The following is a 22968-nucleotide window of genomic DNA, read 5'->3' as shown; positions in this document are numbered from 1 at the left end:
TCATATCAACAGGAGAACCAGATCATGAAAAATGGAACGGCGCATCTCTTTATCCCGGGTCCGACCAACATTCCCGACGCTGTGCGGCGGGCCATGAACGTGCCGATGCAGGATATGCGCGCCCCGGATTTTCCGGAACTGGTCCTGCCTTTGTTTCACGACCTGAAGCGGATATTCAAGACCGAGACCGGCAGTGTCTTCATCTTTCCGGGCTCGGGCACCGGTGCCTGGGAAGCGGCGATCTCCAACACGCTCAATCGTGGCGACCGGGTGCTGATGTCGCGTTTCGGCCAGTTCTCGCACCTGTGGGTCGATATGGCCGAGCGCCTTGGACTTGAGGTCGATTGCATTGATGTCGAATGGGGTGAGGGGGTTCCGCTCGACGCCTATCGGCAACGGCTGGGCGACGACAAGGGCAGCAAGATCAAGGCGGTATTCGCCACCCACAACGAGACCGCGACCGGCGTGACGTCCGACGTCGCCGGCGTGCGTGCCGCGCTCGACGAAACGGCTCACGATGCGCTGCTGTTCGTCGACGGCGTCAGCTCGATCGGCTCGATCGATTTCCGGATGGACGAATGGGGCGTCGACCTTGCCATCACCGGTTCGCAGAAAGGGCTGATGCTGCCTGCCGGTCTCGGCATCCTGGCGGTGAGCGCCAAGGCTCTGGAAGCGCACAAGCAGTCGCGCATGGAGCGTTGCTATTTCAGCTTCGAGGATATGCAGGCTTCGTCCAAGACCGGCTTCTTCCCCTATACGCCGCCAACGCAGTTGCTGCTTGGCCTGAGAGCCAGCCTCGACCTTATCTTTGCCGAGGGACTGGAGCAGATTTTTGCCCGGCACCACCGGCTCGCCGAAGGTGTGCGCCGCGGCGTGCATGCGTGGGGACTAAAGCTCTGCGCCAACGAGGAAAAATGGTGGTCGGATACGGTTTCGGCGATCGTCGTCCCCGAGGATGTCGATGCCAGACAGGTCATCGCCAACGGATATTCCAGATATCGCACATCCTTCGGCGCGGGCCTCAGCAAGGTGGCTGGCCGCGTGTTCCGCATCGGCCATCTCGGCGACCTCAACGAGGTCATGTGCCTCGCCGCCCTGGCCTCGGCGGAAATGTCGTTACGCGACGCCGGAGCCCGAATCGAGGCCGGCTCCGGTGTTGCCGCTGCGCAGGAATGGTACCGCGCCGAGATCGGCCGGACCTTGCAGCCGCGGCACGAACGCGCGGCTTGAGAGGATCGTAGCCATGAGCAAACCGAAGGTAATCGTTACCCGGCGCTGGCCGCATGAGGTCGAACAGCGCCTTGGCGACCATTTCGATGTCACGCTGAATGAAGCCGATCGGCCCTATGAGCAACAAGAGCTTCGCCAGGCCCTGCTGCTTGCCGATGCCGTGCTGCCGACTGTAACCGATCGGCTTGGCGCGGATCTCTTTGCAGGCGGGGTCAGGGCAAGAATACTTGGCAATTTCGGTGTCGGCTTCAACCACATCGACATTGCCGCTGCCAGCGCAGCAGGGCTGATCGTCACCAACACGCCCGCCGTGTTGACCGATGCCACCGCCGATCTCGCCATGACGCTGCTTTTGATGTGCGCGCGCCGTGCCGGAGAGGGCGAGCGCGAGCTGCGCTCCGGCAAATGGACCGGTTGGCGGCCGACGCATCTCTGCGGCACCCAGGTCAGCGGCAAGACCGTCGGCATCATCGGCATGGGAAGGATCGGCCAGGCCATGGCCAGGCGCTGTCACTTCGGCTTCGGCATGGAGGTCGTCTTCTTCGACAGCCAGCCGGTTCCCCACCCCGGCATGCCGGCGCGGCAGCTGGCGACTGTGGACGAGGTGCTGGCGGCGTCGGATTTCGTGTCGCTGCATTGTCCGGGCGGTGGCGAAAACACCCGCCTCATCAACGAACGTCGTCTTGCCCGCATGAAGAAATCAGCCTTCCTGATCAACACCGCGCGTGGCGATGTGGTGGATGAGGACGCACTGGTCCAGGCGCTGCGTGAGCGTCGGATTACTGGTGCCGGGCTCGACGTGTTCGAGACGGAGCCGTCTGTGCCGCGCGCCTTGACGGAGCGTGAAGATGTCGTGCTGCTGCCCCATCTGGGTAGCGCCACCAGCGAAACGCGCATCGCAATGGGCATGCGGGTGATCGACAATCTGTCGGCCTTCTTCGAAGGCCGCACCCCGCCTGACGCGGTGAACTAGCTCCCCGTTTCAATTCCAACACCAGGCAATGGCGACGCCGAAAACCGTGTCCGCCTTTTGCCGCCAGGAGACGAGCAGAATGACCGGCTTTTTCCAGAGGAACCTCAAGCTCCAGGATGCGGTGGTCGCCGATGCGATTGCACGCGAGATGGGCCGGCAGCGGTCCGAAATCGAGCTGATCGCATCCGAAAATATCGTTTCGCCGGCTGTGCTGGAGGCACAAGGCTCGGTGATGACCAACAAATATGCCGAGGGCTATCCGGGGCACCGCTACTACGGCGGCTGCCAATATGTCGATCTGGCCGAAGCGGCTGCCATCGACAGGGCCTGCCGGCTGTTTGGCGCGGCGCACGCCAATGTGCAGCCGCATTCCGGCGCCCAGGCCAATGGCGCGGTGATGCTCGCCATGCTGAAGCCGAGCGACACCTTCATGGGTCTGTCGCTCGCCGCCGGCGGGCATCTGACGCACGGTGCCCGGCCGACACTGTCGGGAAAGTGGTTCAACGCCGTGCAATACGGCGTGCGCCAGAGCGACTGCCTTATCGACTATGAGGAGCTGGAGGCCAAGGCGCGGGAAACACGGCCAAAGCTGATTATCGCGGGTGGATCGGCCTATCCGCGCATCATCGACTTCAAGCGCATCCGGGCGATCGCCGATGCCGTCGGCGCGCTGATGATGGTCGACATGGCGCATTTCGCCGGCCTGGTCGCCGGCGGCGTGCATCCCAACCCGGTGGAGGTCGCCGATATCGTCACCACCACGACGCACAAGACGCTGCGCGGCCCGCGCGGCGGCATGATCCTGACCAACAACCAGGACATCGCCAAGAAGCTGAATTCGGCGGTGTTCCCTGGCCTGCAGGGAGGCCCGCTGATGCATGTCATTGCTGCCAAGGCCGTTGCCCTGGGTGAAGCCTTGGAGGACGGGTTCAAGACCTATGCCCGGCAGATGGTGGCGAATGCCAGAAAGCTGGCCGCGACGCTTGGCGAGCGCGGATTCGACATTGTCTCCGGCGGAACCGATACGCATCTGCTGCTGGTCGACCTGCGCGGCAAGGGCCTGTCCGGCAAGGACGCGGAGGAGGCGTTGGGCAGGGCAGGGCTGACCTGCAACAAGAACGGCATTCCTTTCGATCCGGCGCCGCCTGCCGTCACCTCCGGTATACGGCTGGGCACACCGGCCGCCACCACGCGCGGTTTCGGCGAGGGCGAGTTTGCCCGTGTCGGCAATCTCATAGCCGACGTGCTGGATGCGGTCGGAACGCAATGGGGCGCCGAACAGGAGAAGGCGGCTCGGCGGTCGGTCGAGGAGCTTTGCGAGGCATTCCCGATCTACGAGCCCAGACCCGGTTGACCGTCCGGGAGCGCGCCACAGGCAGATACATGGCTGCCGCGGACAGGGCATTAGCCACAGATATGGTTTTGCGTAGCAGCGCCATTCGTGACGAGTTGCGCCTGTCCTAACGTCATCGCGAAATCACCGCATACATCCACCTCCAAGTTTGTCGTCCGAGCCATTTTGCAAGCAATTTCCGTCGATTGACGGAAGTGGCGCCTTCGGCTGCGGACGGCAGGAGGAGCTTGGATCCATGGGTGCGGCGTTTTCCGGGGAGCGGGTTGCCAGTCTCGAAAGATACCCTGGCTTTTTTTGATCTTTTGAATGGAGAGGAAAATGAACATTAAGAGCCTTCTTTTCGGCTCAGCTGCGGCTCTGATCGCAGTTTCCGGTGCGCGCGCCGCCGACGCCGTCGTTGTTGCCGAGCCGGAACCCGCTGAATACGTCAAGATCTGCGACGTCTACGGCGCTGGTTACTTCTACATCCCCGGCACCGAAATCTGCCTGCGCATCGGCGGCTATGTCCGCTACGACGTCGGCGTGGGTGATGCCGGTTCGTTCGATGGCGTCAATCACGTTCCTGACAGCATGGGCGAAGACGACCACTCCGCCTACTGGAAGAATGCCCGCTTCAACCTGAAGACCTGGACCGGCCAGGAAACCGAACTCGGCACGTTGAAGACCTACACCGAGACCCGCTTCAACTTCGGCAACAGCTTCGGCGACTATGCCAACCAGGCCACGACCAACGACAGCCGCAACAACTGGCAGGCCCGCAACACGGGCATTACGCTGAACTTCGCCTGGATCCAGCTCGGTGGTCTGCGCGTCGGTAAGGACGACCCGGCCTTCGACACCTTCATCGGTTACGCCGGCAACGTCATCAACGACACGATCGTCCCCTATGGCGGCTTCGACAGCAACGTCGTCCAGTACTACTTCGACCTCGGCAACGGTTTGTCGGGCGTGGTTTCCCTCGAAGAAGGTAGCGGCAGCGCTGGCCCGACCGGCGTCCCGCCTTTCACGTACATCAGTTCGGGTTACGACACGATCGACAGCTATGTCCCGCATGTCGTCGGCGGCGTGAAGTACACGCAGGGCTGGGGCGCGATCACGGGCGTCGCTGCTTATGACAGCACCTTCGAAGAATATGCCGGCAAGGTTCGCTTGGACGTGAACGCTTCGAGCGCTCTGTCTCTGTTCTTGATGGCCGGTTACGGCACCGACAAGAACATCGACCGCAACTTCTATAAGCAGTGGGGCGGCAACTGGGCAGTCTGGGGAGGCGGCACCTACAAGTTCAACGAGAAGACCTCGTTCAATCTCCAGGTTTCCGCTGACGATGACAAGAATTACGGTGTCGCGGCAAACGTTGCCTACGATGTCGTCCCCGGCTTCACGGTCACGGCCGAAGTTGACTATAACCACGATGGCAAGTTTGGCCAGATTGACAACCGTAACTGGGTCGGCGCTACGAAAGAGAATAGCGTCGGCGGCCTCCTCCGCTTCCAGCGCGACTTCTAGCGGATTGTTGTAGCACTTCGCCGAAATATACGAATGCTCGCTGGGCAAGCCGGCCCAGTGAGCTCATCGGGTGGCTCCTCTCAAAATGCTTGAGTCCGTACCTCCAGGACCGAAGCGCGCCGCCGATGCGAAGGGCGCCTTTGACCAAGGCGCCCTTCATTCCGGCTATGTCCACCAGTGTGATCCCACCCGAGTGACGACGACTGGCCAGCGCGGCTCGACGTCGATCTCGACAAGCCGTTGACCAGCGAGCGTTCAAGGGCGGCCTCTCTGGAGATCGCCTGGCGGATCGCCTCGGCTAGCCTGGGCCTGTGCGCGTGGAAGCATCGTTCTGCCGCCATGAGCAGGTTGATTGGCGGTACCTTGCGTCACGAGGCCATAGCTTCGACAATTGGAGACGCAGCCGGAACGCGGATCGACTTCATTTGCATGGCACCGGCAGTCTGACAGGGGGAAGCCGATATGCGCCTGCCACCGATCGACCTTAGCCGGGAGAATACTTTCGGGGAACTGACCTATGAGAATGGTGGCGAGTATGGCCCGATCGGTGGCGACTATCTGGCTTTCATGCTTGTCCACATTGGATCCCTGCGGCTCGAGGCGGACGACGGCGTCCTGCAACTGGAGGCGGGGCAATGCGCTCTGTCGCTGACGCGCGACCGCTACATGACGACGGTAGCGCCGGATATGCTGACCCATATCAGCTGGTGCGACGGCCGGCCCCAGAACGCGGCGTGGCTGTACAAGGAGCGCGAGAAGTTCGCGCCGTTCATCGTCGCCTCGCCGATGGTTCACACCCTCATGCAGTTGGGTGTCGATCTTGGTCTCGGCGAGCGCGGTGGCCGCGGTGGTGTTCGCGAGTCGCTGACCAACGCCTTGCTCCACGCCTTCATCTACGAGGCCGAGGTGATCGAAGCGGAGCGGCCGATCCCGCAGACGATCCTGCAGGCACGCCGTTTCCTCGAAGAGAACTTTGCCGCCGATCTGTCGATCGAGCGGGTGGCGCAGCAGGTGCGCGTCAGCCCTCAATATCTGGTCTCGGCGTTCAAGAAACATCTCGGCATGACGCCGGCCAAATATCTGTGGCGCTGCCGTCTCGACTACGGCACGCATCTGCTGCAGCGGACAGGATTGTCGATCAGCGAGATCGCCTACCAGGTTGGCTACAAGAATCCCTATCATTTCTCGCGGCAGGTCAAGCTGGCATTCGACTGCTCACCGACCGAGCTCAGAGAGCAGAAGCGCAACGCCTGATGGTTGCCACGTGCCTTCGGATGATGAGGCAAGCATCGCTTCAGAACCGGGCGGATGAACTGGCGATATGCTTTCCTCAAGAGCAGACATGGCGGTTTTCCAGCCGCGAATGAAATGTCGGGACCATCAGGACTGATCCGGCTTGCGGCGATGGGCCGTCGGGCAACGGACCGGAGTCCTGCAACCTCGTTGCCGGTTACGCCTCGGCCAGATCCGTTCACCGACAACAGACATTCCAGGCTGGACAGCATCATGGGCAATTTCTCTCACCTCGATCCCGTTGCGCTCAACGACTGGCATGTCGTTGCCTGTATCGAAGACCTGCCGGCCGATCGGGCGGTGCGGACGGTCCTGCTCGGTGAGCTGATTGCCGTTGGCCGGCACGAAGGCAAGGTTGCCGTCTGGCAAGGCCAGGCCACTGTCGAAGCCGGCCGAAGGCAGCTCCCTGTCATCGAGCGGTTCGGCTATGTCTGGACGACTCTGGGTACGCCAGAGCGCGACCTGTTCGAGATTCCTGAGTTTTCCGAAGCCGATCGCCGCCACATCATCCAGGGCGTCGTACGGGTCAACGTATCGGCGCCGAGGGCGGTCGAGAACTTTCTCGACATGGGGCATTTTCCATTCGTCCACACCGGCATTCTCGGCGAGGAGCCGCACACCGAGGTCAAACCTTACAAGGTGCAGGTTTCGGCCGAGCCGCCTGAAATAGTGGTCACCGATTGTGAGTTCTACCAGCCGCAGGCAAATGCGGGTTCGACGACAGGGGCCGACACCGAATACATCTACCGGGTGCCGCACCCGTTCTGCGCCGTCCTCTACAAGACGGGGTCCCGGCAACGTGACCGGCGCGACGTCATCGCGCTGTTCGGGCAGCCGGTCGAAGAGGACTGGGTGCTCGTCCATATCGTCATCTGCTTGCTGGATGAAGTCCGTGACCTGGCAACGCTCAGGCGGTTTCACCAGACCATCCTGGGGCAGGACAAGCCGATCCTGGAGAATCAGGTTCCGAAGAGGCTGCCGCTGGACCCCCGTTCCGAGGTGCCGATCCGCGCCGACGCCGCGTCGGCCGCCTACCGTCGCTGGCTGCGCGAAAGGGGCCTGCGTTATGGCGTCGTGGCTGGCGACGGTAGGCAGCCGCGCTAGTCATGGGCGCATTTTCGGACATGATTAATTGCGGATATGCGCGAAAGAAATCGCAGCCATTGTTAGCCGACCTTCGCCGTGGAAGTTTCAGACACAAGCTGGAAAGACCGGCTGCCTGACAACGCCATAGGGGACGTTGTCCAGGCAATCGCCGCCTCCAAGTAGGCAACCGGAAAAGACAAGAATATCCGGGTGACGACAAGGCGACATTGGACAGTTCTCGGACTGGAATGAGAGGATCATGCAATGACCAACACCATCACGCGACGCACGGCAATCCTGGGTTCAGCAGGCGCCCTGCTTCTTTCCGGGCTTGTGCGGTCCTTTGCGGACACGCCAAAGACACTGAAACTGGCGGTTATCCTGGACAGCCTTTCCGATGTCGGCTGGTGCAGGACACTGCTCAACTCGCTAGAGGACATGAAGACGGCGAAGCCCGAAGGGCTCGAAATCTCCTGGGACTATACTGACCCGCTGTATGGAGACGATGCCGAAAACGCCATGCGCTTCTACGCCGAGAGCGGTCAGTACGACATCATTTGGGGCCACAGCACCTATTCGGACCAGGTCAAGAAACTGAGCGCCGAGTTCCCGGACCTGATGTTTGTCGTCACCGGTTCCGGCAATCACCCGGTCGGTGCCAATCAATACTGGATCTACAAGCGGCTGCACGAACCGTCCTACCTGCTCGGCATGCTCGCCGGCCATACGACCAAGTCCGGCATGATCGGCGTCGTCGGCACCTTTCCGGCCAACGACGTCAACGACCAGATCAACGCGTTCTTCGAGGGCGCCAAGGCGATCAAGCCCGACATCCAGCATCGCCTGTCTTTCATCGGCTCGTGGTCCGACAATGCGCTGGCCGCCGAGCATGCCAATGTGCAGATCGCGGCAGGCGCCGATGTCGTCTTCATGCTGACCGACAATTTCAAGCCCTGTCAGGAGCACAAGATCATGTGCTTCGCCAACATCAATGACCAGAACAAGGTCGCTCCCGATGCTATCGCATCCAGCGCCATCATCAGTTGGAAGCCCGATCTCGAATGGATCATCGGCGAGTGGCTTAAGCGCAAGGCTGGCGCACAGTTCAGCGGCAATGCCGAACCAAGGTGGTTCTCCATGGCGGAGGGTGGCACCGACATTGCTCCCTACCATGATTTCGACGGCAGGATTCCGCAGGTGGTGAAGGACGAAATTTCGGCCAAACGGCAGGAGATCATGTCCGGCAAGTTTGTCGTTCCCCTCAACACGGCCGAGGTGAAGTAAGACACGTTAACCAGGCAGCCCGGTGCGACCCAATGGAAGACCTGCTGAACGTCCAGAACCTTACAAAGCGATTTGGCAGCGTCGTTGCCAATGACGGGATCAATCTCGACATCCGCAAGGGCGAAATTCACTGCCTCTTCGGTGAGAACGGCGCCGGCAAGTCGACGCTGTCGTCCTGCCTGTACGGATATTACAAGGCCGACAGCGGCGTGATCCGCTTCAAGGACGAGGTGGTGGAGCTGAATTCGCCCGCCGATGCGCTGCGGTTGGGCATTGGCATGGTCCACCAGCATTTCGTGCTGGTGTCCAATTTCACCGTACTCGAAAACATCATCGTCGGCAGTGCCGATGTCGGGTTGCTGCTGCGGAAGGCCGATGCCCGCCGCAGGATTCTCGGCCTTTGCAGGGACTGCGGCATCGACATCGATCTCGATCGGGAAATCTGGCAATTGTCGGTCGGCGAACAGCAATGGGTGGAGATACTCAAGGCGCTCTATTTCGGTGCCGAGCTGCTGATCCTGGACGAACCGACAGCGGTTCTGACGCCGCAGCAATCCGACCAACTCTTCGTCATCCTTGACGGAATGCGCAAACGCGGATTGTCGATCATCCTGATCAGCCACAAGCTCCGCGAGGTGATGCAGTCGGACAGGGTCACCATCCTGCGCAAGGGCAAGGTCGTCGCCACAGTGAAAACTGCCGATACGACCGCCGAAGCGATCACTGCCCTCATGGTTGGGCACAAGGTGACGAAAAGCGTCAGGGATAATTCCGTCGCTCCGGCGGGAGAAATCCTCTCGCTCGACAGGGCGTCGGCACGTGGTGAATGGGGCGAGGATGTCCTCAAGGACGTGACTTTCGCCGTCGCCGCCAACGAGGTCCTCGGGCTGGCCGGCGTTGCCGGCAACGGCCAGAAGGAACTGTTCGAGGTGCTCATGGGAATTCGCCCGCTGCAATCGGGCGGCTTCTCGCTGGAAGGGAACCCGGTCGTGGCGCCCAAATCGCGCCAGATCCTCGACAGCGGTGTGGGCTTCATTCCGGAGGATCGTTTCCTCGAAGGGTTGATCCCCGAATTCGGAACCGCCGAGAACCTCGTCCTGGGATGGCAACGCTCGCCGGAATATTGTCGCGGTCCATTTCTCGATCGCCGCAAACTGGCTGAGTTGGCGAGGCGCAAGATCGACGAATACAAGGTCGCTACCGCCTCGGCGGACCTCCCGGTGGAGCGGCTGTCGGGGGGCAACGCGCAGCGTGTCATTCTTGCCCGCGAGTTCCAGCATGCGCGGCGGCTGCTGCTGGCCAACCAGCCGACGCGAGGGCTCGACGTTGCGGCCTCCGAATTCGTCTACGAGAAAATCCTGGAAAAGCGGGCCGCCGGCTTTGCGATCCTGCTGGCCTCCGAAGAACTCGAAGACCTGCTGCGCCTTTGCGATCGCATAGCGGTCATGTTCAAGGGCCGGATCATGGGCATCGTGCGACCCGAGGAGACCAGCCTCCTCGAACTTGGAATGATGATGGCTGGCGATGCCAGCCAGCTTGCGCGGGTAACTCAATGATTTCACTTCAACGACGCTCGGGCAATAGCCTGGGATGGAACGTCGTCTGCTATTCGGCGGCGATGCTCGGCGCTCTTCTGGCTTCCGCTGTCCTGCTGAGGCTCTCCGGTGGCGATCCCGCCAAGGCTTTCTCGGCCTTGCTGGTCGGTGCCTTCGGCAGCCAGGGCGCCTTGCTCGGCTCGCTGGCGAAGGCCACGCCGCTGTTGCTTGTCGGACTGGGCACCGTATTCGCGTTCAGGGCGAAGATCTGGAACATCGGCCAGGAAGGCCAGGTGTTCGCCGGCGCAATGGCGGCCTATTGGGTGAGCTTCTGGATCGCGCCACTGCCGGACTGGCTGGCAGTCTGCACGCTCGCAGTTGCCGGGATGGCCGGTGGCGGCGCGCTTGGCCTTTTGGCCGGCGCCCTGAAAACCAGATTCGGCACCAGTGAAATCATTTCAACGGTGATGCTGAACTACATCGTCATGTATCTCCTTGCCTACCTTCTCGATGGCGGTCCTTGGATGGAGACGGGCGTTACGGTGGCCTATCATCAATCGCCGCCGGTCAGTCCTGGCCTCGAGTGGCCGGTCCTCTTCGGCATCGGCGCCGGCAAGTTGCATGTCGGCTTCCTGTTTGCCCTCGCTGCCTCGGCGTTCAGCTCTGTTCTGCTCGACAAGACATCGCTTGGTTACGAAATCCGTGCATTCGGCTCCAATCCGACCGCGCTGACGTTTCGTGGCACCAATGTTCGCCGGCTTCTCCTGACCGTCATGCTGATGTCGGGAGCCTTGGCCGGGCTGGCGGGCGCCGGCGAGCTTTTCGGGGTCTCGCACCGGCTGCGTGCCGAGACGTTGCTTGGCATCGGCAGTTCGGGGATCGTGGTTGCCATGGTGGGCGGACTGCGCCCAAGCGGCGTGATGATCGCCGCACTGTTCTTCGGCGCGCTGGAAAGCGGCACGATCTACATGCGGCTGAAGAGCGGCACGCCGGCGGGCCTGGTGTCGGCGATGGAAGGGATGGTCCTGTTGTTCTTTCTCAGTGCCGCGGTCGCCACACGGCTTCAGATCACGAGGAGGGAAGTTCATGCTTGAGCTGCTGCAAGGACCGCTGCTGATCAGCCTGCTGGCAGCGATGGTCCGCATTGCCACACCTTTGCTTTTCTCGGCAATGGGCGAACTCGTCACGCAGCGTGCGGGCATCTGGAACATCGCTGTCGAGGGCACCATGCTGATCGGCGCGGTGGTCGCTTACATGGTCGCGTCGACCACCGGATCGCCATGGCTGGCCTTGGCGGTCGCGATCTTTGCCTGCGCCGCAAGCAGCCTGATCATGTCATTCGTGACGATCGTGCTGAAGGCCGAACAATTCGTCGCCGGACTGGCGCTCAATCTTCTCGCATCGGGCGTCACACTGTTCTGGTTCCAGGCCTATGTGGCCGGCCGTCAGCCGCCGACATTCAGGGGCTTTGACCAGGTTCCAATCCCCTATCTGTCGGACATTCCGGTCCTGGGGCCGGTGCTGTTTTCGCAGCGCCTGCTGACCTATGCTAGCTTCTTCCTGCCCTTCCTGGTCTGGTTCTTCCTCTACAGAACCAAGTACGGTCTTGAAGTGCGCTGTGTCGGCGAAAATCCGAAAGCACTGGATGTCAAAGGATTGAATGTTGGCCTCAGGCAGTGTCTCGCGATCATGTTCGGCAGCATGATGTCCGGCTTCGGCGGCGCGTTCCTGATGCTCGGCTATTCAGACAAATTCGTTCCCGACCTAATTGCCGGGCGAGGCTGGCTGGTGGTCGTCGCTATCATCGCCGGCAACTGGATGCCGTTCCGGGTTGTCGGTGCGATCTTCATCTTCGCGTTTCTGGAGGCGTTGGGCATCCATGCCCAGGTCGTAGGGATTCCCGTTCCCCATCAGATATTCCTCGTGCTGCCCTATGTGGCATCGCTTGTGCTGCTCGCCGGTCTGCGGTCGCGCACGCATCAGCCGGTCGCGCTCGGCGTGCCTTACAACAGGGAATAATCCCTAGCTCGCCGGGCGGAATGGTTTTGCAAGCGAAGCCGGAAAATGCAACGCAAGCATCTGACGGTTTCGCGATATGAGGACCAGCACGATGATTGTCGCCAGATAGGGCAGGGCCGAAAGCAGTTCTGACGGCACTTCCAGCCCCAGCGCCTGTCCTTGCAACTGCAGGATCGTCATGCCGCCGAACAGCCAGGCGCCAAGCAGGATGCGCAGCGGCCGCCATGTGGCGAACACCACCAGCGCAAGTGCTATCCAGCCCTTGCCGGCGGTCATGTTCTCGACCCACAGTGGTGTGTAGGCGACCGACAGATAGGCGCCCGCCAGTCCCGCCATCAGCCCGCCGAACAGCACGGCCATGTAGCGGATCCTGATCACGGGGTAGCCGATCGCATGCGATGTCTGCGGTGACTCGCCGATCGTTCGCAGGATCAGCCCGGCCTTCGTGCGGTAGAGAAACCAGCTGATGGCTACGAATATCACCAGAGCCAGGTAGACCATTGGATCGAAGCGGAAGAGCAGGGGACCGATCAGCGGCAGATCGGACAGAACAGGGACGTTGATGCCGTGCAGGGCCTCGATCGGCTCGCTGCCGAAGCCGCGTCCAAGGAAGGCCGACACGCCGGAACCGAAGATGGCCAACGCCAAGCCGGCCGCATATTGATTGGTGAGGAAGGTCAGCGCCAGAACGCCGAACAGCAGCGAGGCGGCGGCACCTGCCAGCGCGCCGGCAAGGATCGCGACAGGCATCGAATAGCCCGCGGTTACGGCCCCAAAAGCCAATGCGGCGCCTATCAGCATCATGCCTTCGATGCCGAGGTTAAGCACGCCGGACTTCTCCACCACGAGTTCGCCGAGCGCCGCGAATATCAGCGGCGTGGCGGCAATGACGGTGCCGGTGAAGATGGCAATGAACAGGTCCATCAGGCTGTCTCCAGCACATGCGTGTCTCGGGCCGGCCGCACCAGACGTACGCGATAGAAAATGAAGAAGTCGGCGGCGAGCAGGAAGAACAGCAGGATGCCCTGGAAGATGCGCGTCAGCGCCGAGGGCAGGCCAAGCGTCATCTGCACGCCTTCGCCGCCAAGGAAAAGCAACGACATCAACAGTCCGCCGAGAACAATGCCGAAGGCGTTCAGCCGGCCGATGAAGGCAACGATGATGGCGGCAAAACCGTAGCCAGGCGAAATCTGCGGCGAGAGCTGGCCGAGCGGCCCGGCGGCTTCCGCCATACCTGCGATGCCGGCCGCCGCGCCCCCAGCCAGCAGTCCGATCCAGACGGCGGCAGATTCGCGAAAGCCGGCATAGCGGGCGGCAAGCGGTGCCGCGCCGCTCACCGACATCTTGTAGCCAAGGAAGCTGCGGTCGGTAAACAGCCACATCACGAGCACGGCGACGACGGTGATGAAGATCGAAGGGTTGAGCCGATAGGCCGGGTCGAAGGGAACGAACAAGGCGGCTGTCGGCAGAAGTGCCGTCTGCGGGTAGTTGAAACCGGCCGGATCGCGCCACAGTCCATGCACGAGATAGGACAGGAACAGCGTGGCGATATAGGTCATCATCAGCGTGACCAGGATCTCGTTGGTGTTCATGCGGGCGCGCAGGAAGGCAGGGATCGCCGCCCATGCCATGCCGGCGCCCATGCCGGCAACGAACATCAACGGCAACAGCAGCACGCTGTCCGGGTTCGGCCAGAAGAGGCCGACGCCGCTCGCCGCAATCGCGCCCATGGTGAACTGGCCTTCGGCGCCGATGTTCCAGACATTGGCGCGGAAGCCGATAGCCAGCCCACACGCGATGAGGATCAGCGGCGAAGCCTTGAGCAGCCATTCCGACAAACCGTTGAGGGAATTCAACGGCTCGACAAAGAAGGCGTAGAGCGTCGGCAGCGGATCGTGTCCGAGCGAGGCAAAAAAGACCGAGCCGACAATCAGCGTCAAAACCGTCGCCAGCACCGGTGCGGCGACGCGCATGGTTGCCGAAGGTTCCGGCCTTTGTTCAATCCTGAAGTGCAACGTCGCCACTCCCGTTTGCCATTTGATCCTTGCTCATCGTTCGGCCGGTCATCAGCAGTCCGATCTCCTCGCGGTCGGTCGTCTTGCGCACCAGCGGCGGCGACACCTGGCCCTGGCATATCACCAGCAGCCGGTCGCAGATCTCGAACAACTCGTCGAGCTCCTCGGAGACGACGAGCACCGCCGCGCCGGCGCGGCTGAGGTCGACGATGGTCTGGCGAATGAAGGCGCTGGCTCCGACATCGACACCCCAGGTCGGCTGCGAAACAAGCAGCAGTTTCGGCTCAAGTGCGATCTCGCGGCCGACGATGAATTTCTGCAGATTGCCGCCCGACAAGCTCTGTGCCGTCGAACCCGGACCGTTGGCCTTGACCTTGAACCTGTCGATGATGCCCGCGGCGAAGGCGCTGGCCTTGCGGCGGTCGACCAGGCCCTTGCGAACGGTGCCGAAGCGATGGGCGGTGAGGACCGCGTTCTCCCACAGTGTGTGCGACGGCACGGCGCCCCGGCCAAGCCGTTCCTCGGGAACGAAGGCGAGACCGAGCTTGCGGCGCTCGTCGGCACGAAGGCAAGCGGCAGCGGTACCGCAAATCCTGATCGCGTCGTTGTTGTGATGCGTGCGTTCGCCGCTGAGCACGGCGATAAGCTCCGCCTGGCCGTTTCCGGATACTCCCGCCAGGCCTACGATTTCCCCGCCATGAACGTTGAAGGAGACGTCCTTCAGATCCACGCCGAAATGGTCTCTTGCCTTGACCGAAAGGTTGTTGACCTCGAGCACCGGCTTCTCGCTCGGGGTCGGCGGGCTGACATGCATTTCCGGCAGCTTCGAGCCGACCATCATGCGGGCGAGCTCGAGCGAGGTCGTCTCTTTCGGCCGAGCGGTGCCGGTGACCTTGCCGTTACGCAGCACGGTTGCGGTGTCGCAGAGCTCCTGCACCTCGTCGAGCTTGTGGCTGATGTAGACGATGCTGCAGCCTTCGGCGGCGAGTTGTCGAAGCGTCTCGAACAGCTTGACCACCGCCTGTGGCGTCAGTACGGAGGTCGGCTCGTCGAGGATCAGAAGCTTGGGCGCCTGCAGCAGGCAGCGCACGATCTCGACGCGCTGCCGCTCACCGACAGAGAGGTCATGCACCTGGCGATGCGGATCGATCGGCATGCCGTAGCGAAGCGAAAGCTCGCGGATATTCTCGGCAAGCGAGGGCAGGTCGAAGGCGCTGCTTGCCGAGAGCGCGATATTCTCGACCACCGAAACGGATTCGAACAGCGCGAAGTGCTGGTAGACCATCTCGATGCCGAGCGTGCGCGACGTCGCCGGGTTGTGCGCCGCGATCGGATTGCCGTCGCAGAAGATCTCGCCGGAATCGGCCTGCGCCGCGCCGTAGATGATCTTCATCAGGGTCGATTTGCCGGCGCCGTTTTCGCCCAGCACGGCGTGGATTTCGCCGGGCTGGATAGACAGCGAGACGTCGTCATTGGCGACGACGCCGGGATAGCGCTTGCAGATGTTGCGCAGTTCTAGACGCGGATGCATGGCGGGTCCTGCCGTGGCGTGAAGCGAGGTTGGACGGGAACCAGGCAGGGAGACGCCGAAGGTCGGTCTCGGCGCCTCCCTGGTTCTTTGATGGCGTTCAGCTCAGCTTGCCGATCATGCCTTTGACGAACCAGTTCATGCCGCGAACATCGTCATCGGCCAGGACGGAGCCTGCAGCGACCTTGAGGTTGCCGGCCTGGTCCTTCAACTCGCCGCCATAGGGGTGCACCTTGCCGCTGCCGATGTCGGCCTCGAGCTGCTTCAGCTTGGCCTTGGTGTCGGCCGGTATGCCGTCATTGTAGGGCGCCATCTTCACGACGCCCGCTGCCAGTCCATCCCAGCGCACTTCCGGCTTCCAGGTGCCGGCGGCGACGGCCTTGGCGGCGCCGACATAGTCGCTGGTCCAGTCGAGGACAAAGGACGTCAGCTGTTTGCCCGAAGCGAACTTGGCCATGTCGCTGGCGTAGCCGATCGACCAGGCGCCGCCTTCACCCGCGACCTGGACGCCCGTCGCCGTGTCGGTCATCGAGCAGATGACATCGCAGCCTTGCGAAAGCAGCGTCTTGGCGGCCTCCTTCTCTTTGCCCGGATCGAACCAGGAATTGAGGAAGATAGCGTTGCACGTGGCGTTCGGATTGACGCTTTGCGCACCGAGCAGCAGCGCGTTGGCCGGGCCGACGATATCCGGAATCGGAAAGCCGCCGATGAAACCAATCTTGCCCGATTTCGACATGTAGCCGCCGGCCGCGCCGGCGACGAAAGTGCCCTCGTAATATTTGGCTTCAAAGGTACCCAGATTGGCAAGGTGGACGATGCCGGAGCAATGTTCGAAAGCCACCTTGGGGAAGCGCGGCGCCACTTTCTGCATGGGCGTTCCGTGCGAAAAGCTGGTGCCGAAGATCAGTTTGTTGCCGGCGCTGGCCAGCTCGCGGAAAATGCGCTCCGCATCCTGCGGCATGAAGATGTTGTCGATGACGGTGAGTTCGGCCTTGTCGCCGAACGCGGCTTTGATCGCCTCGACGCCAAGGCTGTGCTGCTTGGTCCAGCCGATTTCGGCGATCGGCGAGACGTAGACGACGCCGATCTTGAGCACCTCTTGAGCCTTGGCGACCGTGCTCAGCCCTCCAGCACCGAGCGCAGCACCCAGCGCACCGCTGTATTTCAGGAATCCGCGTCTTGTCAGGTCGTTCATGTCGGTAACCCTCTGTTGGTTTTTTTGGTTGATGCCCGGCTTGTCGATGCCCGGTCTTTGTTAGGGAGATGGACGTGCGCGTGCACCGCGCCGTCGCCATTCCCGGATGGTTTTGCCTGCCTCAATCCAGCCGATATCGTCGCTCCGTCGGCCTTGCCGTCGAGATAGGGTGCGAGCGCTTCGGCAGGCGTCATCTCCGGAAACACGTCGCGATCCATGATATAGCCGCGCACCACGGTGCGGTGATGCGTGTCGATCAGGTCCATGGCCTGTTTCAGGCGGCCCTTTTCCAGAAGGTCGACGACCCTCGAATGATCGTCGAGCAGATTGCAATAGTCGAAATCGGCTGAAATGAGCGAGCGCAGCAGCGTCGTGCGGCGCACCAGCTGGGCATGGATTTCCTGCATCACCTTGTTGCGGCTAAGGCGCACGAACACCGTGTGGAATTCCTGGCCGAGCACGTCGGCCAGCGCATCGTTGCCGGCGGCGACTGCCTGGCGCTGGCGTTCGACATGCTGGCGCAGCTCGGCCCATCCGGCGGGGCCAAGGCGATCGCTGAGCTGGGCCGCCACCCCCTGTTCGACAAGGGTCAGCGCGTCGTAAATCTCCATTGCCTCCTGCATGCTTGGCCTGGCGACGAAGGCGCCGCGGTTGCGCTCGATCTGCGCCAGCCCGTCATCGGCGAGCCGTATCAGGGCCTGACGCACCACGATGCGGCTGACATCGAATATCTCGGCAAGCTCGCGCTCGCCGAGCTTGCAGCCGGGCACCAGCCGATGGTCGATGATGGCGCGGGTCAGCGTGTCCGCGATCGTCTGGGAGCGGCTGCTCAAGGCACGGTTCTCCGCCTTTGCGACGACATGATCAGCAGGCTTTCCATGATGAAGACATGACGCTTCGGGATGTGCCATATCCCAGGTTCAGGTTTTCCATATCGGAATTCAATCATCATAGTCTGTCAACACAAAAAATGATTTTGGCTGACAAAAAATCATTGATTGGTATCCAATCTTGTGATTTCGTCATTGCGAAACGTCAGGCTAGGTTCGTGGTGAAGGGCTAGCCGAGTTGGGAGGGATGCCGATGGCAACCCGTTGCGTCGACCGCGAGCTTCTGAACGACTGGCATATCGTCGCTGACCAGGAATCGCTCAGCCAGGATGTGCCCTTTTCGACCCGCCTGCTTGGGGTCGATCTCGTCGTTCGCAAACATTCAAACAAGATCGAAGTCGTTCGCAACGATACCGGCGACGTGTTGAAGAGCGCCGAGCGCTATGGCTTCGTCTGGACCTGTCTGGACAAACCCTGGCGCGACATCATCTACATCCCCGAGGCCAACGAGGCGGATCGACATCTGGTCAGCGGCGGCTCGATCGCGGTCAAGGTGTCGGGCCTTCGCGCCGTCGAGAATTTTCTCGACATGGGGCATTTCCCCTTCATCCACACAGGCTGGCTCGGCGAGGAGCCGCATACCGAGGTCGTGCCTTACAAGGTGGAAATCACGCCCCAGGACGAGGTGCTGGCGACCGAATGCAAATTCTACCAGCCCATCGCGTCGCCGACCGCGAAGGAAGGGTTCGTCGTCGAGTACATCTACAAGGTGATCCGGCCCTATACGGTGGCGCTCTACAAGAGCAATCCGATCCAGAAGGGGAGGCTGGATGTCATCACGCTGTTCGTGCAGCCGGTCGACGAGGAGAACTGCGTCGCGCATCCCTATCTCTGCTACCTCAAGGAGGGCATGGATGCGGCGACGGTGCGCAGTTTCATGCAATTGATCTTCGCGCAGGACAAGCCGATCCTGGAAAACCAGGTCCCCAAGCGCCTGCCGCTCGATCCGCGCGCCGAGACGCCGATCCGCGCCGATGCCGTCTCGGTTTCCTATCGGCGCTGGCTGCGTGACAGGGCGGTCACCTATGGTGCGATACCGGCACAGATCTGATGACGTCCGAGGGTATTTGAAGGGATAACATGATGACGAAATGCGCTGATCCCGTGATCCTCAATCTCTGGCATCCCGTGGGCGCCATCGCGGAAGCTGCTCCCGGCGCCGTCCAGGAGACCGTTCTGCTCGAGGAGCGCCTCAGCTTTGCGGTGGACGCGGATGGCGAGCCCGTCGTCTGGCGCTCGCGTCCCGATGTGCAAAGGGCTGACCATATTCCACCCGCCGACAGGCTGCCTGCAATAAGCGCCTATGGCTATGTCTGGACTTCGCTCGGGTCGCCGCCGGCCGAGCTGTTCCCGATCCCCGAATATCAAGAGCCGGACCGCCGCAAGCTCAATGCGGCAACGTTCGGCGTCAACGTCTCGGCGCCGCGCGCCATCGAGAACTTTCTCGACATGGGCCACTTCCCCTATGTGCATACCGACATACTCGGCGTCGAGCCGCATACCGAAGTCAAGGAATACGACGTCGAGATCTCCGTCGATCGCGACGAGATCCTGGCCACGCGCTGCCGCTTCTTCCAGCCGATGGCGTCGACGGCGTCCGATGGCGGCGCCGACGTCGACTACGTCTATCGCGTGCCGCATCCCTATTGCTCGGTGCTCTATAAATCGAGCCCGGTCGACGAGACCCGGCGCGATGTCATCGCCGTCTTCCTGCAGCCGGTCGACCAGGAGCATGTGCGCGCCCACATGCTGCTTTGCGTGCTCGACGAAGACAATGAAGACAAGGTGATCAAGCGTTTCCAGCAGACGATCTTCGGCCAGGACAAGCCGATCCTGGAAAACCAGGTGCCGAAGCGCCTGCCGCTCGATCCGCGCGCCGAGACGCCGATCCGCGCTGACAAGTCGGCCATCGCCTACCGGCGCTGGCTCAGCCAGAAGGGCATCACCTACGGCGTCATTCCGGTCGCGGCCTGACAAGACATTTTTGGAGACGACGAATGCTGGAAGTAGCCAAAAGTCAGTGGCATCCGATCGCTGCTGCCCATGATTTGCCGTTCCGCCATGTTTTCCACGGCCAATTGCTCGGTCGGGAATTTGCCGTGTGGCGGGCCGATGACGGTTACGTCAACATCTGGGAGAACCGGTGCCTGCATCGCGGCGTCAGGCTGTCGATCGGCATCAATGATGGGCGTGAGCTGAAATGCCAGTATCACGGCTGGCGCTATTCGAACCGCACCGCCGGCTGCACCTATATACCGGCGCATCCGGCCGATGCACCGGCCCGCACCATCACCAATCGCACCTTCCCGGCGGTCGAGCGCTACGGCCTGGTCTGGTCCTCGGAAGAGCCACGCGGCGAAGTGCCCGATGTTGCCGCACTGGCCGAAGGCAAGCAGCTCGCCCTGCGTGGAATTCCAGTCAACGCGCCGGCCGACAAGGTAGTCGAAAGGCTGAAGGCCTATCGCTTTCAGCCCAACGCAGCGATCGAAGGCGAGGGCGCGGAAACCATCATCGAGGCCGCGCAGGATTTTCGCGTGGCGCTGCACTCGCGCGATGGCGGTGCCGAGACGCACGGCGTGTTCTTCGTGCAGCCAGTGGATTCAAACCGCTCGGTGATCCGCGGAGTGCTCGATCAGGAGGCCGAAGGAGCCGCGCGCATCGCGATCCTGCGTCACCACAATGAACGGCTTTCCAGGCTGCGCGATGAAGTTGAGCGCGAAGCGGCAAGTGCGCCTGCGCTCACCCCCATTGAACCGGTCTACGAAAGAGTGTCGGCCGAACTTGCTGAAATGCCTGAGGTGACCACGCATGGCCGCAAGGCTGCGCTGCGTGTCAGCGTGGCCAGAAAATGGCAGACCGCTGACGGGATCGCAGGCTTCGAGCTTCGTCCGATCAAGGGCATCCTGCCGACGTTCCAGCCTGGAGCCCATATCGACGTCCACATGCCCAATGGCGAGATCAGGCAGTATTCGATCACCAACGGTCCCGGTGAAACCGACAGCTTCACCATCGGCGTCAAGCTGGAACGGGACTCCAAGGGTGGCTCGAAATGCATGCATGAGACCGTGCGAGAGGGCGACGTGCTGGCGATTTCCGAGCCACGCAACAACTTCCCGCTGCGCCGCGATGCGATCAAGACGCTGTTCGTCGCCGGCGGCATCGGCATCACGCCGCTGCTCGCCATGGCGCAGGCGCTGAAGAACCAGGAGCTTGCGCACGAGCTGCATTATTTCGCGCAAGGCGAGGAACACCTCGCCTTTGCCGATCGGCTGAAGCATCTCGGCGATGCGCTGAAGCCGCATCTCGGCCTCTCGCCCGACGCGACCGGCGCCGAGCTTCGACAACTCCTCGCCGGTCATCGCAATGGCATGCATCTCTACATCTGCGGCCCGGGACCGATGCTGGAAGCCGCGCGCAAGATCGCGGCCGAGCAGGGCTGGCCGGATAGCGCCGTCCATTTCGAGTACTTCAAGAACACCAACAAGATCGACGACAGTTCGAGCTTCGAGGTCGCGCTGGCGCGCTCCTGCGTCACGCTTCAGGTGCCGGCGGGCAAGACGATCATGCAGGTCATGCGCGAAAGCGGCATCGATGTTCCGTCGTCTTGCGAGCAAGGCGCCTGCGGCACTTGCGTGGCGACGGTGATCGAGGGCGAACCGGACCATCAGGACGTCTACCTCAACGATGCCGAGAGGAAGGCCGGAACCAAGATCATGACCTGCGTTTCGCGCGCCAAATCGGCACGCCTGGTTCTGGACATCTAACTGTTTGTTTTACGCAATTCCGGACGGAAAACCGTTACACACTTTTCTTGGAATTGCTTTAGGAGCTGCCGATGATCACGCTTTACGACTACGAACTGTCGGGCAATTGCTACAAGCTGCGGCTGCTGATGAGTTTTCTCGGCATCGACTACAAGACCGTGCCGGTCGACTTCTACCCCGGCCGCGAACACAAGTCGGAATGGTTCCTGAAACTCAATCCGCTTGGCCAGCTGCCGGTCATCGAGGATGAAGGGCTGATCTTGCGCGACGCCCAAGCGATCCTTGTCTATCTCGCCTCGAAATACGATCCGTCGGGCACCTGGTATCCGCGGGACAATCCCGCTCTGCTGGGCGAGATCAGCCAGTGGCTGGCCTTTGCAGACGGTATCACTTCGACGGCGTCGGCCGCCCGCCTGCACGATGCGCTGTTTTATGACTTCGATATCGACGCCGCGCGCGCCGGCGCGCATCGCCTTTTCCGTATCCTCGACGAGCATCTGTGGTTCGGCGAACAGCAGGGCCGCAACTGGATCTGTTCGGCCAGTCACCCGACCGTCGCCGACATCGCCTGTTTTCCTTACATCATCCTATCGGAGGAAGGCGGGGTTCCGCGCCAGGACTATCCGGCTATTCGGCGCTGGTGCGACCGTGTCAAGCGCATCAAGGGCTTCACCGTCATGTCGGGTGTGTTTCCCGCCGGCCCCGGCAAGATCGCCGCATAGTCTGATCATAAGCGCCGCGTTCTGGCCCGGCAAAATAGAGATTTGGGAGAGAAAAAGAATGAAAACCCGCGCCGCTGTCGCTGTTGCCGCCGGAAAGCCGCTGGAGATCATGGAGGTCGACCTCGAGGGCCCGCGCGAGGGCGAAGTGCTGGTCGAGATCAAGGCGACAGGCATTTGCCACACCGATGAATTCACGCTGTCGGGCGCCGATCCGGAAGGTCTGTTTCCGGCCATCCTCGGCCATGAAGGCGCCGGCGTCGTCGTCGATGTCGGCAAGGGTGTCACCTCGCTCAAGAAGGGCGACCACGTCATCCCGCTCTATACGCCCGAATGCCGCCAGTGCCCGTCCTGCCTGTCGAGAAAGACGAACCTCTGCACGGCGATCCGCGCCACGCAGGGCCAGGGCCTNATGCCCGATGGTTCNTCGCGCTTCTCGATCGGCAAGGACAAGATCTTTCACTATATGGGCTGCTCGACCTTCTCCAACTTCACCGTGCTGCCCGAGATCGCNCTGGCCAAGGTCAANCCNGACGCGCCCTTCGACAAGATCTGCTACATCGGCTGCGGCGTCACC

Annotated in this window: 20 protein-coding genes; 15 read left to right on the top strand and 5 right to left on the bottom strand. The window is 61.9% G+C overall.

The window, feature by feature from the left end:
* The first annotated feature begins 24 nt into the window (after positions 1-24).
* From M729_RS0129830 to M729_RS0129785, 10 genes are all read left to right on the top strand, one after another.
* Positions 25-1230 carry an aminotransferase class V-fold PLP-dependent enzyme gene (locus M729_RS0129830; protein ID WP_027163728.1) on the top strand — a complete coding sequence of 402 codons (1206 nt, stop codon included), beginning with the start codon at positions 25-27 and terminating at the stop codon, positions 1228-1230.
* A 13-nt stretch (positions 1231-1243) separates the two neighbouring features.
* Positions 1244-2203, top strand: a complete 960-nt coding sequence (locus M729_RS0129825; RefSeq protein ID WP_024505108.1) for a D-glycerate dehydrogenase — start codon at positions 1244-1246, stop codon at positions 2201-2203.
* Between the two features lie 79 nt (positions 2204-2282).
* Positions 2283-3557 carry a serine hydroxymethyltransferase gene (gene glyA / locus M729_RS0129820; protein ID WP_024505107.1) on the top strand — a complete coding sequence of 425 codons (1275 nt, stop codon included), beginning with the start codon at positions 2283-2285 and terminating at the stop codon, positions 3555-3557.
* Positions 3558-3875: 318 nt separating this feature from the next.
* Complete coding sequence (locus tag M729_RS0129815; protein WP_027163727.1) at positions 3876-5063, top strand: porin; 1188 nt, start codon at positions 3876-3878, stop codon at positions 5061-5063.
* Positions 5064-5525: 462 nt separating this feature from the next.
* Positions 5526-6317 (top strand): AraC family transcriptional regulator, encoded by a 792-nt coding sequence (locus M729_RS0129810; protein ID WP_027163726.1) that lies wholly within the window; start codon positions 5526-5528, stop codon positions 6315-6317.
* Between the two features lie 252 nt (positions 6318-6569).
* Complete coding sequence (locus M729_RS0129805; RefSeq protein WP_027163725.1) at positions 6570-7460, top strand: aromatic ring-hydroxylating dioxygenase subunit alpha; 891 nt, start codon at positions 6570-6572, stop codon at positions 7458-7460.
* Between the two features lie 246 nt (positions 7461-7706).
* Positions 7707-8726: a BMP family protein gene (locus M729_RS0129800; RefSeq protein ID WP_027163724.1), complete on the top strand. Its 1020-nt coding sequence runs from the start codon at positions 7707-7709 to the stop codon at positions 8724-8726.
* A gap of 32 nt (positions 8727-8758) precedes the next feature.
* Positions 8759-10282: an ABC transporter ATP-binding protein gene (locus tag M729_RS0129795; protein WP_027163723.1), complete on the top strand. Its 1524-nt coding sequence runs from the start codon at positions 8759-8761 to the stop codon at positions 10280-10282.
* Positions 10279-11355: an ABC transporter permease gene (locus M729_RS0129790; RefSeq protein WP_027163722.1), complete on the top strand. Its 1077-nt coding sequence runs from the start codon at positions 10279-10281 to the stop codon at positions 11353-11355. The genes M729_RS0129795 and M729_RS0129790 overlap by 4 nt, the downstream gene beginning before the upstream one ends.
* Entirely contained in the window at positions 11348-12280 is a 933-nt protein-coding gene (locus tag M729_RS0129785) for an ABC transporter permease (RefSeq protein ID WP_027163721.1), read from the top strand. The genes M729_RS0129790 and M729_RS0129785 overlap by 8 nt, the downstream gene beginning before the upstream one ends.
* Positions 12281-12283: 3 nt before the next feature.
* On the opposite strand, the gene M729_RS0129780 is transcribed toward M729_RS0129785, so the two are convergent.
* The 5 genes from M729_RS0129780 to M729_RS0129760 form a co-directional block, all read right to left on the bottom strand.
* Complete coding sequence (locus M729_RS0129780) at positions 12284-13204, bottom strand: ABC transporter permease (protein WP_027163720.1); 921 nt, start codon at positions 13202-13204, stop codon at positions 12284-12286.
* Positions 13204-14295 (bottom strand): ABC transporter permease, encoded by a 1092-nt coding sequence (locus M729_RS01000000136180; protein ID WP_032809610.1) that lies wholly within the window; start codon positions 14293-14295, stop codon positions 13204-13206. Before M729_RS01000000136180 ends, M729_RS0129780 begins: the two co-directional genes overlap by 1 nt.
* Positions 14279-15826, bottom strand: coding sequence for an ABC transporter ATP-binding protein (locus M729_RS0129770; RefSeq protein ID WP_027163719.1), 1548 nt, complete (start codon positions 15824-15826; stop codon positions 14279-14281). Before M729_RS0129770 ends, M729_RS01000000136180 begins: the two co-directional genes overlap by 17 nt.
* A gap of 97 nt (positions 15827-15923) precedes the next feature.
* Positions 15924-17018, bottom strand: a complete 1095-nt coding sequence (locus M729_RS0129765) for a BMP family ABC transporter substrate-binding protein (protein ID WP_013529894.1) — start codon at positions 17016-17018, stop codon at positions 15924-15926.
* Positions 17015-17851 (bottom strand): GntR family transcriptional regulator, encoded by an 837-nt coding sequence (locus M729_RS0129760; RefSeq protein ID WP_024505100.1) that lies wholly within the window; start codon positions 17849-17851, stop codon positions 17015-17017. The genes M729_RS0129765 and M729_RS0129760 overlap by 4 nt, the downstream gene beginning before the upstream one ends.
* 250 nt (positions 17852-18101) lie before the next feature.
* Between M729_RS0129760 and M729_RS0129755 the strand changes: the two genes are divergently transcribed.
* The 5 genes from M729_RS0129755 to M729_RS0129735 all read left to right on the top strand — a co-directional run.
* Entirely contained in the window at positions 18102-18959 is an 858-nt protein-coding gene (locus M729_RS0129755) for an aromatic ring-hydroxylating dioxygenase subunit alpha (protein WP_032809603.1), read from the top strand.
* Positions 18960-18988: 29 nt separating this feature from the next.
* Entirely contained in the window at positions 18989-19882 is an 894-nt protein-coding gene (locus M729_RS0129750; RefSeq protein WP_027163718.1) for an aromatic ring-hydroxylating dioxygenase subunit alpha, read from the top strand.
* 23 nt (positions 19883-19905) lie between these two features.
* Positions 19906-21672 (top strand): Rieske 2Fe-2S domain-containing protein, encoded by a 1767-nt coding sequence (locus M729_RS0129745; RefSeq protein ID WP_027163717.1) that lies wholly within the window; start codon positions 19906-19908, stop codon positions 21670-21672.
* Between the two features lie 71 nt (positions 21673-21743).
* On the top strand, positions 21744-22394 hold the full coding sequence (locus tag M729_RS0129740) for a glutathione S-transferase (protein WP_027163716.1): 651 nt from the start codon (positions 21744-21746) through the stop codon (positions 22392-22394).
* Between the two features lie 58 nt (positions 22395-22452).
* The coding region (locus M729_RS0129735; RefSeq protein ID WP_027163734.1) for an alcohol dehydrogenase catalytic domain-containing protein at positions 22453-22968 on the top strand (516 nt) is incomplete at its 3' end.

This window comes from Mesorhizobium sp. WSM1293 (assembly GCF_000513875.1).
Taxonomy (GTDB): Bacteria; Pseudomonadota; Alphaproteobacteria; order Rhizobiales; family Rhizobiaceae; genus Mesorhizobium; species Mesorhizobium ciceri.
This window is presented reverse-complemented; position numbering and strand designations above follow the sequence as displayed.

What these genes read in the sequence shown, in the direction of transcription:
- M729_RS0129830 (WP_027163728.1), top strand. Translation starts at nt 25, where the DNA reads ATGAAAAATGGAACGGCGCATCTCTTTATCCCGGGTCCGACCAACATT.
- M729_RS0129825 (WP_024505108.1), top strand. Translation starts at nt 1,244, where the DNA reads ATGAGCAAACCGAAGGTAATCGTTACCCGGCGCTGGCCGCATGAGGTC.
- glyA (WP_024505107.1), top strand. Translation starts at nt 2,283, where the DNA reads ATGACCGGCTTTTTCCAGAGGAACCTCAAGCTCCAGGATGCGGTGGTC.
- M729_RS0129815 (WP_027163727.1), top strand. Translation starts at nt 3,876, where the DNA reads ATGAACATTAAGAGCCTTCTTTTCGGCTCAGCTGCGGCTCTGATCGCA.
- M729_RS0129810 (WP_027163726.1), top strand. Translation starts at nt 5,526, where the DNA reads ATGCGCCTGCCACCGATCGACCTTAGCCGGGAGAATACTTTCGGGGAA.
- M729_RS0129805 (WP_027163725.1), top strand. Translation starts at nt 6,570, where the DNA reads ATGGGCAATTTCTCTCACCTCGATCCCGTTGCGCTCAACGACTGGCAT.
- M729_RS0129800 (WP_027163724.1), top strand. Translation starts at nt 7,707, where the DNA reads ATGACCAACACCATCACGCGACGCACGGCAATCCTGGGTTCAGCAGGC.
- M729_RS0129795 (WP_027163723.1), top strand. Translation starts at nt 8,759, where the DNA reads ATGGAAGACCTGCTGAACGTCCAGAACCTTACAAAGCGATTTGGCAGC.
- M729_RS0129790 (WP_027163722.1), top strand. Translation starts at nt 10,279, where the DNA reads ATGATTTCACTTCAACGACGCTCGGGCAATAGCCTGGGATGGAACGTC.
- M729_RS0129785 (WP_027163721.1), top strand. Translation starts at nt 11,348, where the DNA reads ATGCTTGAGCTGCTGCAAGGACCGCTGCTGATCAGCCTGCTGGCAGCG.
- M729_RS0129780 (WP_027163720.1), bottom strand. Translation starts at nt 13,204, where the DNA reads ATGGACCTGTTCATTGCCATCTTCACCGGCACCGTCATTGCCGCCACG.
- M729_RS0129770 (WP_027163719.1), bottom strand. Translation starts at nt 15,826, where the DNA reads ATGCATCCGCGTCTAGAACTGCGCAACATCTGCAAGCGCTATCCCGGC.
- M729_RS0129765 (WP_013529894.1), bottom strand. Translation starts at nt 17,018, where the DNA reads ATGAACGACCTGACAAGACGCGGATTCCTGAAATACAGCGGTGCGCTG.
- M729_RS0129755 (WP_032809603.1), top strand. Translation starts at nt 18,102, where the DNA reads ATGGCAACCCGTTGCGTCGACCGCGAGCTTCTGAACGACTGGCATATC.
- M729_RS0129750 (WP_027163718.1), top strand. Translation starts at nt 18,989, where the DNA reads ATGATGACGAAATGCGCTGATCCCGTGATCCTCAATCTCTGGCATCCC.
- M729_RS0129745 (WP_027163717.1), top strand. Translation starts at nt 19,906, where the DNA reads ATGCTGGAAGTAGCCAAAAGTCAGTGGCATCCGATCGCTGCTGCCCAT.
- M729_RS0129740 (WP_027163716.1), top strand. Translation starts at nt 21,744, where the DNA reads ATGATCACGCTTTACGACTACGAACTGTCGGGCAATTGCTACAAGCTG.